This window comes from Bartonella machadoae, assembly GCF_022559585.1.
Classification (GTDB): Bacteria; Pseudomonadota; Alphaproteobacteria; order Rhizobiales; family Rhizobiaceae; genus Bartonella; species Bartonella machadoae.
In genome coordinates this window covers 2,315,417-2,331,256 of the sequence record NZ_CP087114.1, presented here as the reverse complement: position 1 = coordinate 2,331,256, position 15,840 = coordinate 2,315,417, and the positions used below count along the sequence as shown (strand labels likewise).

General features: G+C 37.9%; 9 protein-coding genes and 4 pseudogenes. 5 read left to right on the top strand and 8 right to left on the bottom strand.

From position 1 onward, the window contains the following. The first annotated feature begins 134 nt into the window (after nucleotides 1–134). Together LNM86_RS11050 and LNM86_RS11045 are read left to right on the top strand one after the other, a co-directional pair. Entirely contained in the window at nucleotides 135–995 is an 861-nt protein-coding gene (locus LNM86_RS11050; protein ID WP_241437713.1) for a DNA adenine methylase, read from the top strand. Further along, complete coding sequence (locus LNM86_RS11045; protein ID WP_241437712.1) at nucleotides 992–1,888, top strand: HaeIII family restriction endonuclease; 897 nt, start codon at nucleotides 992–994, stop codon at nucleotides 1,886–1,888. The genes LNM86_RS11050 and LNM86_RS11045 overlap by 4 nt, the downstream gene beginning before the upstream one ends. A gap of 225 nt (nucleotides 1,889–2,113) precedes the next feature. On the opposite strand, the gene LNM86_RS11040 is transcribed toward LNM86_RS11045, so the two are convergent. The 5 genes and pseudogenes from LNM86_RS11040 to LNM86_RS11020 form a co-directional block, all read right to left on the bottom strand. Beyond that, nucleotides 2,114–2,788 (bottom strand): YdcF family protein, encoded by a 675-nt coding sequence (locus LNM86_RS11040; protein ID WP_241437711.1) that lies wholly within the window; start codon nucleotides 2,786–2,788, stop codon nucleotides 2,114–2,116. Nucleotides 2,789–2,792: 4 nt separating this feature from the next. Further along, nucleotides 2,793–3,746 (bottom strand): cell division protein FtsX, encoded by a 954-nt coding sequence (locus LNM86_RS11035; RefSeq protein WP_241437710.1) that lies wholly within the window; start codon nucleotides 3,744–3,746, stop codon nucleotides 2,793–2,795. After that, nucleotides 3,739–4,398, bottom strand: coding sequence for a cell division ATP-binding protein FtsE (gene ftsE, locus LNM86_RS11030; protein ID WP_004857838.1), 660 nt, complete (start codon nucleotides 4,396–4,398; stop codon nucleotides 3,739–3,741). Before ftsE ends, LNM86_RS11035 begins: the two co-directional genes overlap by 8 nt. Before the next feature lie 486 nt (nucleotides 4,399–4,884). After that, nucleotides 4,885–6,842, bottom strand: a pseudogene (gene acs / locus LNM86_RS11025) (acetate--CoA ligase). Between the two features lie 3,052 nt (nucleotides 6,843–9,894). Further along, nucleotides 9,895–10,599, bottom strand: coding sequence for a YggS family pyridoxal phosphate-dependent enzyme (locus LNM86_RS11020; protein ID WP_241437709.1), 705 nt, complete (start codon nucleotides 10,597–10,599; stop codon nucleotides 9,895–9,897). Nucleotides 10,600–10,774: 175 nt separating this feature from the next. Here LNM86_RS11020 and leuS point away from each other — a divergent pair, with 175 nt between their 5' ends. Together leuS and lptE are read left to right on the top strand one after the other, a co-directional pair. Continuing rightward, the gene (gene leuS / locus LNM86_RS11015; protein ID WP_241439006.1) at nucleotides 10,775–13,417 is read left to right on the top strand and encodes a leucine--tRNA ligase; all 2,643 of its coding nucleotides are present in this window, start codon (nucleotides 10,775–10,777) and stop codon (nucleotides 13,415–13,417) included. Next, nucleotides 13,404–13,994, top strand: a complete 591-nt coding sequence (lptE, locus tag LNM86_RS11010) for an LPS assembly lipoprotein LptE (RefSeq protein ID WP_241437708.1) — start codon at nucleotides 13,404–13,406, stop codon at nucleotides 13,992–13,994. The genes leuS and lptE overlap by 14 nt, the downstream gene beginning before the upstream one ends. On the opposite strand, the pseudogene LNM86_RS11005 reads toward lptE, so the two are convergent. Beyond that, nucleotides 13,991–14,146: pseudogene (locus LNM86_RS11005) on the bottom strand (fructose-6-phosphate aldolase); the annotation flags it as partial. The gene lptE and the pseudogene LNM86_RS11005 sit on opposite strands and share 4 nt — an antisense overlap. Nucleotides 14,147–14,161: 15 nt before the next feature. On the opposite strand from LNM86_RS11005, the pseudogene LNM86_RS11000 reads away from it, so the two are divergent. Continuing rightward, nucleotides 14,162–14,370, top strand: a pseudogene (locus tag LNM86_RS11000) (hypothetical protein); the annotation flags it as partial. On the opposite strand, the pseudogene LNM86_RS10995 reads toward LNM86_RS11000, so the two are convergent. After that, nucleotides 14,367–14,522 (bottom strand): annotated as a pseudogene (locus LNM86_RS10995) (fructose-6-phosphate aldolase); the annotation flags it as partial. The pseudogenes LNM86_RS11000 and LNM86_RS10995 sit on opposite strands and share 4 nt — an antisense overlap. Nucleotides 14,523–14,742: 220 nt before the next feature. After that, on the bottom strand, nucleotides 14,743–15,396 hold the full coding sequence (fsa, locus tag LNM86_RS10990; protein WP_241437707.1) for a fructose-6-phosphate aldolase: 654 nt from the start codon (nucleotides 15,394–15,396) through the stop codon (nucleotides 14,743–14,745). Nucleotides 15,397–15,840: the final 444 nt, after the last annotated feature.

The window sequence follows — 15,840 nt, the reverse complement described above, 5'->3', positions numbered from 1 at the left end:
GTAATGAACACTTGCGAAAGTATGTTAATGAATTTATAATTCATTATAATACGATTTGTAAATCTTGATGGACACTTCGGGTATCTATTTAAAATAACTGTAGGTTGAAAAATCCAATACTCGGAGCTGGTAGTATGAGAAAAATAACAATTCAGAAAGAGCAAATAGAAGATTCTTTTGAAAACCTAGTATTAACGTCTTTAGAAAAAAAAAATCTTATTGACAAACCTATCATAAAGTCTCCTCTTCGTTATCCAGGTGGGAAAAGCCGTGCTGTTCCTATGATTATTGATAACTATATAAGGGAACAAAAAACTTTATGTTCTCCTTTTATAGGTGGTGGTTCAATTGAGTTAACTTTAGCAAAAAGAGGAACAAGGGTTTATGCTTATGATGCTTTTAAGCCGCTCGTTATCTTTTGGCAAATGCTCTTGAAAGATGCTTCAGTTCTTGCAGAAAAAGTTAGAGAATATGAGGATATGAATCCTACAATATTTTATAATCTTCAAAAAAATTTTGGAAATATTAGAAATCAATTAGAGATTGCTGCTGCTTTTTTTGCTCTCAATCGCTCCTCTTTTTCTGGCACAACACTTTCCGGCGGTATGTCTCCAGGGCATCCCAGATTTAATCGGCGTTCCATTGAACGACTTAGAGATTTTGAGATTGAAAATTTTACAGTGGAACATTTAGATTTTAAAGAAAGTATCCCTAGGCATTCTAACGATTTTCTTTATTGTGATCCTCCGTACCTGATTAATCAAAAACTTTATGGTGAAAAAGGCGATAAACATAATTCTTTTGATCATAAAGCTCTTGCTGAACTTTTAAAAAATCGTCAAGGGTGGGTCTTATCCTATAATGATTGTGTAGAAGTTAGAGAACTTTATAAGGGGCATACAATACTTAATCCTGAATGGACCTACGGTATGGGAAACAATAAGAAGTCAAATGAACTTTTAATTTTGAGTAGGGATTTTTTGGGAATTGTATGAATCAGGTAGAAAATGGGAAAGCTTTTGAATATGCTTTAGCTATGGGGTTTAAAAAGGTAACAAAAGCTCCTATAAAGTTTAATTCATCCTTTCAAATAGCGGAATCTTTTTATAATTTACTTAATGATAGTAAAAAAAGACTTTTGGATCTTGCTTCTATAGAAGCAGCTGTTTTCCTACAGTTACATGATAAGAATATTAGGGGTACTAAAACTATTATCCTTCAAGAAGATTCTGTTGGTATTAAAGGAGATGTCCGTGATATTATTTTAGAAACTCCTGAAAACCCTGTTGGTGTTTCTGCAAAACATAATCATAATGCTATAAAGCATCCTCGTCTTTCCAATAAAATAGACTTTGGTAAAGAATGGACGAGATATCCTTGTAGTAGTCTTTATTTCAATGAAACTAAACCCATTTTTGATTATTTAGCAGAACTTAGAAATAAGAAAATGCTTTTTAGAGATATAGATGATAAAGAGAATAGGATTTACCTTCCAATCTTAAAAGCTTTCTCTAAAGAACTTCAAAGACTTTGTTTCGATTATCAAGATAAGTTTGTGAAATCATTGTTTCAGTATATTATAGGTTCTTATGATTTTTATAAAGTTATAGTAGATACAAAATCTAAACAAAAACAGGTTATTATTCAGTCTTTTAATTTGAATGGTACTCTAGGATATGGCCGTAAATGGAGAATTCCAAGCAGAATCTTATCTTTAGAAATAAAACCGGAAAGCAAAAACAAGCTCATTATAATTTTTGAAGATGGATGGAGCATTTCTTTTAGAATTCATAGTGCATCTAGTAAGGTGGAATCTTCATTAAAATTTGATATTCAATTTGTAGGATTGTCTTCTCAGGTAATTAGTCACCAAATTCCAGTTGTCTAGTTAACTATATAATATCTAATTTTTACATAAAACTAGATTTCAGAAAAGAATTTTATCTCAAAAAGGTGGTATCGATAGTTAAAGTGGAAGAGATTTCAGAAATCGAAATGCTAAACGGTGAGTGTTGTATAAGTGTCTGTCATGCCTATAATCTCAAATGCTATATAAATATGTCTTATGGCGTGAAGAGCCTTGAAAGATTTTGAGAAAACCAATATGAAAAAATTAAACGATGGTTCTGATATAGACCTCAAGTGTTTTGATATATTGGAATATAAGAATGCGTATGTGTTTGATCTGTTGTGTTGTACTTTCATGGTCGTTCTTTTTAACGGGATAAGCAATAAAATTGACTTCAGGCATTAAATGCCTAAGTTCACGTAAAGAACGCCACATGTGGTAGTCATGGGTGACAATATAAACTGTTTGATAATGGTGTTTTTTGATCCAAGTCGCACTTTCTTCAGCGTTTCCTGTTGTGTTCATTGCTTTATGACCAATATCAACACAACAGGTAAAGAGCTGTGGGGTGATATGCGTGCTGTGCATAAAACTTTTCAGATTGGTTGAGGCGTTGACTCCACTGATTAAAAGCCGCGAACCAAGCCCTTGCTGTAAGAGATCCAATCCGGTCTCTATTCGGTTTTTTCCCCCAGTAAAAACGATGAGAGCATCTGCTTTTGGCAATGGATTGGGCGGTTGAAGTCGTTCGGTTTTTTCAGAAAAAATAACAAAACCAACACAAAAGAGCACAGTGATTATTAAAAGAGAAAATGCGGTTGGTGGCACAGAGCGAAACAAATAGCGCAGAGAGCTTAGAATGCCTCTGGGATGCTTTTTTAGGGAATGCTCTTGATTGTCTGGCATCGGTGATTGAGAATTATATGCTTTGTGGGTCATAAAATTAAAACAAGCCGTTTTCGCATTGATCAATTTTTTTCAGTTGCGCTAAAATAGTCATGCGGTTTGTAAACACAGTCAGAAAAGAAACGAAAAAAATAAGACCGATGATTTTTCCATAAGGAATGGAACTTATGGAAAGATGCCCAAATAAAGCAGTGACTTGGCTGGCTTCTACTCTCCCTATGTTATAATTTGTCCAAAAGCTAAAAGCAGCAAATAACAATGCGCTTGTGGTACCACCATAGAATGCACCGCGCAAGGCGGTTTTAAAAAAATGCCAATCAAATTGTCGTGCAATGAAAACGGTTTCAGTCCCGAGAAAGTATAAGACATTAATAATATGCGCATTCTCTGCTAAGGCATTGCGTGCGGCAAAAATAACTGTGAGAATTAATGAACCTAAGACCAATATTAAAATTGCAAAACCAATAAAAACAGTTGTATGCGCCATTGTTGTCAAACGATTTACCCAAACATGGTGGTCGTCAAATTGACCTCCTGGAATTTGTGTTTTTATGGACTGACTTATGGCACGAAAGTCAATTTCTTCTTTTTCATTTAATGTTACGATGATAAGGCGGGGAAGAGGCAGTTCCTTTAAGCTTAAACCTGTGCCAAGCCATGGTTCAAGCAGTTTTTCAGTCGCTGTTTGGTCAACAATGGTGGCATCTTGCACACCATGAAATGTTTTAACCAGTTTAACCGCATCATGAAGGGCTTTTTCGATGTTCACATTTTCAATGGGACGTATTTGAATGGTTGCTTCATAGCTAATTTGATTACTCCAGCTGTGAGCGGCACGTTGTACAAGATCAACACCAATTAATGTGAGACTGGAGAGAAATGTCATAATAGCAACGACTGCAACCAGTGCTTGTCCGGAAATATTGCTACTTGGAATAATCGCCGTGCTGTTTTTTTGACCGCTTGTAAAAAGGGAGAAAAATTTATTCATGAATTGTCATCCGTCCATTATGGAGCAGCATGCGTCGTGCCGCAACCTGTTCCATCAGTGCGATATCATGCGTGGCAATGATGACAGCTGTTCCAAAACGATTTAATTCAATAAACAAGCGGAGCAGACGTTTTGCTAAAGGGGGGTCAACATTTCCTGTTGGTTCATCCGCTAAAAGAATTTCAGGTTGGTCAATAAGTGCGCGGGCAATTGCTACCCTTTGTTTTTCTCCACCAGAAAGAACGGGGGGTAATACATGAATATGATCTCCAAGACCTACCCAACAAAGAAGATCTTCGACCTCACTGCGATAGGTTGCTTCTTCTTGTCCTTTAATGCGTAAAGGTAAAGAGACATTTTCATAAGTGGTCATGTGATCAAGCAGACGAAAGTCTTGAAAGACGACACCAATACGTTGCCGCAGTGCTGGAAGCTCTTGTCGTTTGAGTAATGCTGTATCGTTGCCAAACAGATCAATATGACCACGTGTTGGCTTGAGCGCTAAAAACATCAGGCGCATCAACGATGTCTTTCCTGCTCCAGAGGCACCAGTGAGAAATTGGAAAGATCCAGGAGGAATATGAAAGCTGATATCACGAAGGACCTCTGGGCCCATTCCATAGCGCAAACCAACATTTTCAAAATGAATCACTTTTCGTTACCACTTCGTTGTTATAGTGCATCATTCTAAGAGTTTTTTCTTTCATTGCTTTAGGTTCTTGGTCGTTTTTATAGGATATTGTTTTTAATATTTTCTTCCACCTTTTCTTGTTTGTTATTGAAAAACATTGTTTGTAAGAATATAATTCTTTTCTTGAATTTCCTCTTTAATTTATGATTTTAACAGGAATTCCAAGGTGTTGCTAGCAGAAACATAAAAGAAAGCGGGCTCGTTTTTACTCAGCAACCGTCTTTTCTGTTTGATGGTTGTGTGATTACTTTGCTTCTCTCTTTTAGATTTTCTTAAAATTGATACTCCTTGGGATGTTTTTTCAATCCGTTTGTGTTGGCATTGAAAAAGACTTTCTGTTTTTAGAGCGTTTGAATGACTCCATAGAATGTTTTTTCCTTTACTGGTGACTTTAGAATGTCGAGATCATTTTGACAGGAAAGATAAAGTCACCATTCTTGTTTGATATTAAGCTGCGGACTCTCTGTTTTGCCGGTTGGCAATCAGATCTTCAACCACTTGTGGTTCAGCAAGGGTTGAAATGTCTCCCAAATTGTCAAAATTATTTTCAGCGATTTTTCGCAAAATACGCCGCATAATTTTTCCGGACCGTGTTTTCGGCAGTTGAGGGGCAAATTGCACTTTATCCAAAATGGCAATGGAGCCAATTTCCTTTCTAACATGCTGAATAAGATCTTTTTGCAACTCTTCACTTGGGGATGTTCCTTCCATTAAGGTGATAAAACTGTAAATACCTTGCCCTTTAATGGGATGAGGATAACCAACAATCGCAGCTTCTGAAACGGAGGGATGAGAAACAAGTGCTGATTCAATTTCGGCTGTTCCTAGCCTGTGTCCAGAGACATTGAGAATATCATCAACCCGTCCTGTAATCCAATAATAGTCATCGCTATCGCGTCTACAGCCATCACCTGTAAAATATTTGCCTTTATATATAGAAAAATAGGTTTCAATGAAGCGCTCATGATCATTGTAGAGGGTACGCATTTGACCTGGCCATGAGTCAATAATACAGAGATTGCCTTCTGCTTTGCCTTCTAAAATATTTCCTTGCTCGTCGACAATTTGCGGTTGAACACCGAAGAATGGGCGTGTAGCTGATCCTGCTTTGAGTGGTATTGCACCAGGTAAGGGGGTGATCATATGCCCTCCTGTTTCCGTTTGCCACCATGTATCGAGAATGGGACAGCGGTCATCGCCAACGGTATGATAAAACCATTCCCATGCTTCTGGATTAATCGGTTCACCTACCGTACCTAAAAGCCGCAAGGATGTTCTTTTCGAGCGTTCGACAAAGGAATTACCCGCACCCATTAAGGCGCGGATAGCTGTTGGTGCGGTGTAGAGCGTATTCACTTGGTGTTTATCGACAATTTCCCAAAATCTGCCTTTGTCAGGAAAGGTTGGGGTTCCTTCAAACATCAAAGTGGTCGCACCGTTGCACAGAGGCCCATAAATCATATAAGAATGACCAGTGATCCAGCCAATATCAGCCGTGCACCAGTAAATTTCTCCAGGATGATAATCAAAAACATATTGATGTGTCATTGATGCATAGACAAGATAGCCTGCTGTTGTATGCAACACACCCTTTGGCTTTCCTGTCGAACCGGAGGTATAGAGAATAAAAAGGGCATCTTCAGCATTCATTGGTTCTGCTGGACAATCCGTCTTAGCATTGGAAACTTCCTCATGGTACCAAAAATCACGCTCCTCTACCCAATTGATTGCTTTACTGGTGCGTCGTATAACCATCACTTGATTTACATTGACGTGTTGGCGTGCTGCAATCTCAATGGCATGATCAACATTGTCTTTTAAGTTAATCTGTTTGCCTCCACGCAAGCCTTGATCCGCGGTGATGATGAAAGTCGATTGGCAATCAACAATCCGTCCTGCTATTGCTTCAGCAGAAAAACCAGCAAAAATAACTGAATGAACGGCACCAATGCGCGCACAAGCAAGCATGGCGTAGGCGGCTTCCGGAATCATCGGCAAGTAAATGGTAACCTTGTCGCCTTTTTTGATACCATGGTTCTTTAAAATATTGGCAAAGCGACAGACATGTTCATAAAGTGCGTTATAGGTTATTTTTTTATCATGGTAAGGATTATCCCCTTCCCAAATCAATGCAATTTCCTCTCCATGGTTTTTTAAGTGACGGTCAATGCAGTTATAGGTAACATTTGTTATACCATCTTCATACCATCGGATGGGGACATCTCCATTAAAGGACGTATTTTTTACTTTTGTATAAGGTTTAAACCATTCAATGCGTTGACCATGTTTTGCCCAGAAGCTTTCTGGATCATGGATACTTTCCTGATACCATTGTTGATAGGTCTCTTCATCAATCAAAGCATTTTTTTGATATTCTCTGGTATTGGATGGATTTTTTCAAACATGGGTTCCCTCTCTTTATAATTTATTCTTTGGAAAAATCAGCGGTTGTATTGTTGTGTTTTTGGCAGGATTTTCCCAAAAGTCTTTTCTTAAATGAAAAGTCTCTTTTGGGGATTAGACTAAATTAAAAAGATTAGTATAGTCAATTTTAAAATCTGAGGCGTTTTTATTAAAGAGATGTCTTAAACAGAGACTCTTTTTACACTGTTTTACGGGGCTTAAATACAGCAAAGCATATTATAAATATTGTAAAAATACGTATTGTTATGGATGGTTTTTTATAAGCGCATCAAGAAATGAACGTTTGAAGAAATTTCATATAAAGTGTTGTACGTCGATGGGATGTGGGTGATAGATTATCGACAGCATTTGTAAAGTCATTTACGAAAGGCAAATATTACGATGGTAGAGATTTGTTCTTTGCGTAAATGTAAAAATGTGTTCTTTAGTGCTTTGTGTTATAGTGTTTACAAATAATTCTAGGGGGGTGATGCTGGGAGATGGGGAAAAAGAGACATGTTTCTTAAAGATTTCGATAAGTGAGCAATGCATTGAAAATAGGAATATTAACATCTTTTTTTGTTTTTTACGACAAAAAAATCAAATGAACTCTTTGACGGTGCACGCCCTAAAATATCCTCTTTTAAAGTAGAGATATATGCTGGATAATGTATCGATTTGTATGTTCTTTGTGTTGCTGTGTTGTCTTATAAAAGAAAATTTTATTAAGACTTAATATAAATTGAAATATCTCCGTAAAAAATCAATACTAAAGCATATAACACTTAAAAATAAAGAAGATCTGATAGATGACTTCCGATTGTACCTAAAATTTTTCTATAAAAAATAAAAAAAACAGAGGGAAATATAATTATTGCGAAAAACAAATTTGCGATTTCATAATGGATATTCATTATAACAAAACCCTGATTACACTGTATGAGACAGAATAGATATCCTTGAAATTAAATTTGTTTATCTTTAGGACAATTTATTTATAACGTTATAAATTGAAATATTTATGCAAAAATACTATAATAATTCATAGAATACCTAGTAACAAAAATAATATTATAGGTAAGCTATAGCTATAAAGCAAATTTTTACTGAAAAATAATAAAAATAGAAATATATAATTAATACATAGAATACTTTTGGTTATTTAATGCATTTATATAAAAATATAAGCGTAAAAACTGTTGTTAACATAACTAATAAGTACATTATACGCTTTTTAATATTGTATCCTTTCAATTTCAGCACAATTATAAATATTATTCCAACTAAAATTGTTTGAAATAATGCTTCCAATAATTTATGATAAATATCCATTATAATTTAAACTCAATATAAAATACATCTATTATAAAATATCTATCTCTAAAGTATTATTCATTCATAATGAACAGTTATTTCTATATTTATTAAATGCGTGTTTATCATGTTATTAACTTTAGAGATAGCTTTCTTAGTTTTATAAATTAAATTAACGCTCTTTGAGCTTATTTACGGCATCCTTTGACTGTGCTAGAAAAACCTGCAAGCGCTCCTGTTCCATAGCCTGTTGCTGCAGCTACTTCTAACGGTACTGTAAATTCCGGAAATAGAACATTTGACAGTACGGTACCTCCTATTAGTGCACCGCTGGTTAAGAGTGCTGTTTCACTTGTATTCGCAATATAATCACCAATATTACACTCTCCCCAAAAACCTGTTGCACCATGCTTATCATTTTTCTTTTTAAGATATCAAATATAATTTTATTATAGAACAAAGCATATCTGCAAATAATTAAATATATTTTTGTATAAAAATACATACACATTGTGTAATAAATGATATTTTTATTTATAATATTTTAAAATATTTTATATATTAATATAATATTCTTTTTGTAAATTAATAAAAGCAAATAGAACATTTTGAAAATTAATATTCTTGGTGAAGATGTTTAAAAGAGCGCGAAGAAAGGGATGTGCATATCGAGCGCAGTCTCGTTTCTCTTGTTTTGTGTGTATGTGCGGGGTAATCGTTTTATTTTTTTGATTGATTATTTGTCGCCTTTTATTCTGTCATGTATGGAAAGTCTCTCTTTTTTTGTTGTTTTTACGGATTGTTGTCAGGCTGTTATATGGCTTTTGGTGTTTAATGGGGTTCTTTAGAGGCTAACCAATGGGTTTGCATAAGAATTGGTGTCGTCTTAAAGCACCCGCCCACAAGCTCATTTCACGACGCTACCTGTGGATGATGATGATAGAGCGTACAAGTCATTGAACACCACCATCTTTACGCTTATGAAGGTAAAGCTGGCGCCATCATACTCTTCGCCAGCCCCCAATGTTGCGACAGCTCGTGGTCTTTAGACGATTCATAACAGGTATTTTTATCCCTTTTTTAGAGTTTTTTATCCACACACCAGCTCCGCTTGTGATGTGTCAGCAAGTGCTTCAGTTGAATCAAAATGAAATGATTTAAGATAGGACAATCTTTCAAGCTTCGGGGCTATGATACAAGTTGAAAATGAATATTTATCTTTATAAATCAATGTGTTGTTTTGTATCTACGTTTTAAGACTTTTTCTGCTTACTTTGCTTGGTTGTTCTTTTTACAGGTAATTACTACCTGTTATTCTTTTTAGTGAGTAGAAAATTTTTATGCTATGCTGTCCGTATGATTGCTTCATGGTTTTATTCATATAGTTGTTAAAATTCTCTCGAGTATTGAGGGGCTTATTGAGCTAATTGGTTTACATGAGAATTTGGGTGTCGTATTTACGTCCATATTAAGTCTGTTTTTACTTGTCTTACGTCATTGGCAAGGAGTACGCCGTTTTTTTCGATTGGAGTGGTTGATGGCATTGGTGGTTTTTTAAAACGGGAATCTTCGCAATAACTATATGCAATGGTTTTGCCATGGTTTATCGCGTTTTTGCTATTGTTTATCGTGTGGTTTCTTTTTTCCATTCATGTGGAGCGCATCTGTATTATTCTATCATAACAAATGGGTTCTTTATTGCAGCATTTTTTGTTTTATAGCACTTTTAGTAAAGATGCATTAAACAGGGCGTTGTCCAAATAAAGCAGAGCCAATGCGAACGACGTTAGAGCCAAATTGTAGAGCGGTTTTAAAGTCATTGGACATGCCCATCGAAAGCTTTGCAAGATTGGCTTTCTTGGCTAATTTTGCTAACAGTGCGAAATAGGGGCCAGGGTTTTCTTGCACGGGGGGAATTGCCATAAGGCCGATAATATCAAGTCCGTATTGATTTTTGCATTGGGTAACGAAAGGGACGACTTCCTCTGGTGTAATACCACTTTTTTGCGGCTCTAAACCAATATTAACTTGGACATAGCAGGGGAGGTGTTTGTTCTGTTTTTGCATTTCTTCTGCTAAGCTTCTGGCTATTTTTTCACGATCAACGGTTTGAATGACATCAAAAATTTTAACAGCTTCTGCTGTTTTATTGGATTGCAAAGGACCGATGAGGTGAAGTTCAATCCTTTCAAATTGTTGACGCAGGCGGGGCCATTTTTCAGCAGCTTCTTGTACACGGTTTTCTGCGAAAAGACGCTGTCCTGCTTGCAAAATGGGGCGAATATTCTCTGCTTGGACAGTTTTTGAAACAGCAATAAGTTGGACTTCTTCTGGGGAGCGGTTATAGCTTTGACATGTTGCTGCAATGTCCTTTTGAAGATTTTTCCACGCTTCAATGGAGGAATTGGAGGAGGAATGAGGTGAGGGGTTGTTTTCTGTGTGCATAAATGTACTCTTTTTCTTTTTATTAAAGGATTGAACAATGATTTATAGCAATTGCTTATAAATGTTTTGTAAGATACTTAATAAAATAGTGATTGAAAATATTGACGATGAGGTTAATCCATGGTCAAGCATAAAAACAAGTTTTTAGTTCAATTTTATAAAGAGTATCATGACAATGGCAATTGAACATTCTCATTTAGGCGAACGCTATAATCCACGTGCCCGCGAACAAAGGTGGCAAGCAATTTGGGATGAAAAGAAGATTTTTCAGACCGTTCAAGAGGACCACCGTGAAAAATATTATGTTTTAGAGATGTTTCCTTATCCTTCTGGGCGCATTCACATGGGGCATGTGCGCAATTATGCCATGGGGGATGTTGTTGCGCGCTATAAACGTGCAAAGGGGTTTAATGTGCTTCACCCCATGGGATGGGATGCTTTTGGGATGCCAGCTGAAAATGCTGCTATGCAGAATAAAGTGCATCCAAAGGCGTGGACCTATCAAAATATCGCGGTGATGCGGGGGCAATTAAAGCAATTAGGGCTTTCAGTGGATTGGTCACGTGAGTTTGCTACTTGTGATGTGGATTATTACCATCGCCAACAAATGTTGTTTCTTGATCTTTATCAGAAAGGTTTTGTTGCACGCAAAGTGGCTAAGGTGAATTGGGATCCGGTTGATCACACTGTGTTGGCAAATGAACAGGTGATTGATGGGCGGGGATGGCGTTCTGGTGCGTTGGTCGAACAGCGTGAATTGACGCAATGGTTTTTCAAAATTAGTGATTTTAGTGAAGATCTTTTGGCGGGTCTTGAAAAGCTTGAACAGTGGCCGGAAAAAGTGCGCACTATGCAAAAAAATTGGATTGGTAAGTCACAAGGCTTACTCATTCGTTGGGCTTTAAAGTCAACAGAGCCTGATGATGCAGTTTGTGAGGCATTCAATGAAGTTGTCTGTTATTCAACGCGGCCTGATACGCTTTTTGGCGCTTCTTTTTTGGCGTTGGCTGTTGATCATCCTCTTGCAAAGGCACTTGCGCAAAAAGATAAGGCGCTGGAGGCTTTTATTGAAGAATGTCGTTGTGGTGGAACAACAACTGTCGCTCTTGAAACTGCTGAAAAACAAGGGTTTCGTACATCACTTTTGGCTGTTCATCCCTTTGATTCAACGGTGCATGTTCCCGTTTATATCGCCAATTTTGTATTGATGGATTATGGAACAGGGGTTGTTTTTGGTTGTCCTGCCCATGATCAGAGAGATTTTGATTTTGCACGTAAATATGATCTTCCCATAAAACCGGTGGTTTTGCCAAAAGGGGTTGAGAGAGACAATTTTATGATTGGAGAAACGCCTTATACTGGTGATGGCGTGATGATCAATTCAAGTTTTTTGGATGGTTTAACACCACAGCAAGCTTTTGAAGAAGCAGCGAAAAGGCTTGAGGGGCAAATGCTTCATGGGCAGCCTCAGGGGCAAAAAACCGTGCAATTTCGATTGCGTGATTGGGGAATTTCGCGTCAACGTTATTGGGGATGTCCGATTCCAATGATCCATTGTCCGTCTTGTGGAGTGGTACCGGTGCCACACGCTGATTTGCCCGTGGTGTTACCTGATGATGTGGCTTTTGATCAACCGGGCAACCCTCTTGATCGCCATAAAACATGGCAGAGTGTTGCTTGTCCTACCTGTGGTCAGCAGGCACGACGTGAAACCGATACCATGGATACATTTGTTGACTCTTCCTGGTATTATGCACGATTTACTGCGCCCTTTGCACAAGAACCCGTCGACAGAAAAGCAGCAACAGAATGGTTGCCTGTGCAACAATATATTGGTGGAATTGAACATGCCATTTTACACCTCCTTTATGCGCGCTTTTTTATGCGGGTTATGAAAATAATGGGTTATGTGACGGTTGATGAGCCATTTAAGGGGCTTTTTACCCAAGGGATGGTGGTTCATGAAACCTATCGGGATGATCAGGGGTGGGTTTCACCAGAGGAAATTTCAATTGTTGAAAAAGATGGAAAACGTCAGGCTTATAAATTGTCCGATAAAAGTGAAGTGACAATTGGTTTGATTGAAAAAATGTCAAAATCAAAAAGGAATGTTGTTGATCCTGATGATATTATCGCATCCTATGGAGCCGATACTGTACGCTGGTTTGTGTTGTCAGATTCTCCTCCTGAACGCGATGTTATCTGGACGGAATCTGGTGTTGAGGGTGCACACCGCTTTGTACAACGTGTTTGGCGCTGTGTGGCTGTGAGCGCTCCAGTGTTAAAGGACGTTACACCATGCGCAGGGCAGCAGGGAGCAGCTTTGGAACTCTCGAAAACAGCACATCGTATCCTTTGTGCTGTCGAAGATGATTTGGAAAAATTTGCCTTTAATCGTGCCATTGCACGCCTTTATGAGTTCTTGAATATTATGGCACCTTTATTAAATAATGTAGAGAATATTGAAAGTGACATGAAGGCTGCTTTGCGGCAAGCGCTGGGTTTTTTTCTTGCACTGATTGCGCCTATTATGCCTCATTTGGCGGAGGAATGTCATGCTGCTTTAGGTGAGAAATCTTTGATTTCTGAGCTTGCGTGGCCTGTTTATGACCCCGCATTAATCGTTGAAGAATGCTATACTTTACCGGTACAGATTAATGGTAAAAAACGTGGTGAAGTGCAAGTAGCAGCAACAGCAAATGAAGCAATGATTGAAGAAGCTGTTTTAAATCTTGATTTTGTAAAAGCGCAGCTTGTTGAAAAATCGGTCAAGAAAATGATTATTGTTCCAAAAAGGATTGTCAATGTCGTTGTTTAGGAAATTTCTTTTTGTCGGCTTAGCTGGTTTTCTTACGCTGTTGTGTGGGTGCAAAATTGAACCGCTTTATCAGCAGGGATCGCAGATTTCGACAACAATGGGTTCTGTAAATTCTGTTTTTGATGATTCATCTGCAAAGCAAAGATCTTTGAGCCTTTCGGAAAAATTGGCTTCTATTATCGTTGCAGAACCGTCAGATCGCTTTAGTCAAATGGTACGCAATCATTTGCTGTTTCTTCTTTATGGAAATGGGGGTAAACCTTTGACCCCAGCTTATCAATTGGCATTGAAAACATCCACCTTTACACGAGATTCTGTAGAGATAGAGGTGAATTACGATAGGAAAAGAGAGAGGCGTCCTTCTGTTGGAACGGTGATGGGTAAAGTTTCCTATGTTTTGCGAGATATGCAAGATGTTCTTCTTACTGAGAGTACGGTCAGTATGAGCGCGTCTTTTGAACGACTTCGCCAAGAATATGCAACTTTGCAAGCCGAAGAAGATGCGCAAAGGCGTGTGGCGGAAGAATTAGCCGAAGAGATTTTACTAATGCTTTCAAAAGATCTTGCCAATCATTAAGCGATGTTTTGTCCGGTTTTTTGCCAATCTTTTGAGAAGATTTGTAGATCTTTATCGGTTAGGGGGTGTTTGACCAGCGCTTTTAAGATTGCTGGTGGAACAGTTGCGACATCTGCGCCGCTTAGCGCTGCTTCTTTGACATGGTTAACGGTGTTGCAATATTTGCGGGAGCGGTGATGGATAAAGTTTCCTCTGTTTTGCAAAATATGAAAGATGTGCTTCTCTTGAGAGTACGGTTAGTATGCGCGCGTCTTTTGCACGACTTCGCCAAGAAGTTGCGACTTTGCAAGCCGAGTAAGATGCGCAAAGGCGTGTGGCGGAAGAATTAGCCGAAGAGATTTTACTGATGCTTTCCAAAGATCTAGCAAATCATTAGGCAATGTTTTGTCCGGTTTTTTTCCAATCTTTTGGGGTGATTTGTAGACCTTTATCGGTTAGGGGGTGTTTGACCAGCGCTTTTAAGATTGCTGGTGGAACAGTTGCGACATCCGCGCTGCTTAGTGCCGTTTCTTTGATATGGTTAACGGTGTTGCAATATTCGCGGGAACGTGATGGGTAAAGTTTCCTCTGTTTTGTAAGATATGAAAGATGTGCTTCTCTTGAGAGTACGGTCAGTATGCGCGCGTCTTTTGCACGACTTTGCCAAGAAGTTGCAACTTTGCAAGCAGAAGAAGATGCGCAAAGGTCGTGTGGCGGAAGAATGAGCCGAAGAGATTTTACTGATGCTTTGAAAAGATCTAGCAAATCATTAAGCGATGTTTTGTCCGGTTTTTTTCCAATCTTCTAGGAAGATTTGTAGACCTTTATCGGTTAGGGGATGTTTGACCAGCGCTTTTAAGATTGCTGGTGGAACAGTTGCAACATCTGCGCCGCTTAGCGCCGCTTCTTTGACATGGTTAACGGTGCGAATTGAGGCTGCTAAAATTTGTGTGGCAAAGCCGTAGTTATCGTAGATTGTGCGAATTTCATGAAGCAGTTCAGTGCCGTCTATGGAACAATCATCGAGCCTGCCGATAAAAGGTGAGACAAATGTGGCTCCTGCTTTGGCGGCTAAGAGAGCTTGAGTGGCTGAAAAACAAAGGGTAAGATTTGTTTTTAATCCCTGTGAGGTAAGGGCTTTACAAGCTTTTAATCCATCAAGTGTTAGGGGAAGTTTGATGCAAATATTATCAGCAATTTTTGCTAAAACAGCGGCTTCTTGCATCATGTTTTCAAATTGTGTTGCTGTCACTTCAGCAGAAACAGGCCCATCAATGAGGCAACAAATTTCTTTTGTGACTTCAAGAATATTGCGTCCTGATTTGAGAATAAGGGAGGGATTTGTGGTGACACCATCAACGAGGCTTAAATTTTGTAATTCTCGGATCTCTTCAATATTAGCACTGTCCACAAAAAATTTCATATCAAATTTCCTCGTTTTTTAGCTCGTGACTTCAAAGTCTCTCATTTTTTACCCTGTTTTTTGTTATGCGCTATTGTTGATAGTAAAAGCAAGAGGAAGAATTATTCTCTCATAGGTCATGATATAAATTTGCAAAGAGAGCAAAATTGAGGAGAGAATTGTTTATATTGTCAATTCTTAAGGCATTCTTATTCATGCTAAGACTGATCAAACTTTGTTTTTATGAAGGGAGGCGTTTTTGTTTATTTTCAATAGGGGTGGGCGAATGTTTATTGTAGAAAAGATGTTTTCGCTAAAAAGAGGGTAGTAAAAGAGACTACAGGCTTTCTACAAAGCTCCTACAAGAAAAGCTCCTATAAGACAAGTGATGTAAATATTATAAAGTGTGAATATTAAAATTAAATATGCAAATATCAAATACGCGCATACCGATTACGCGCATAC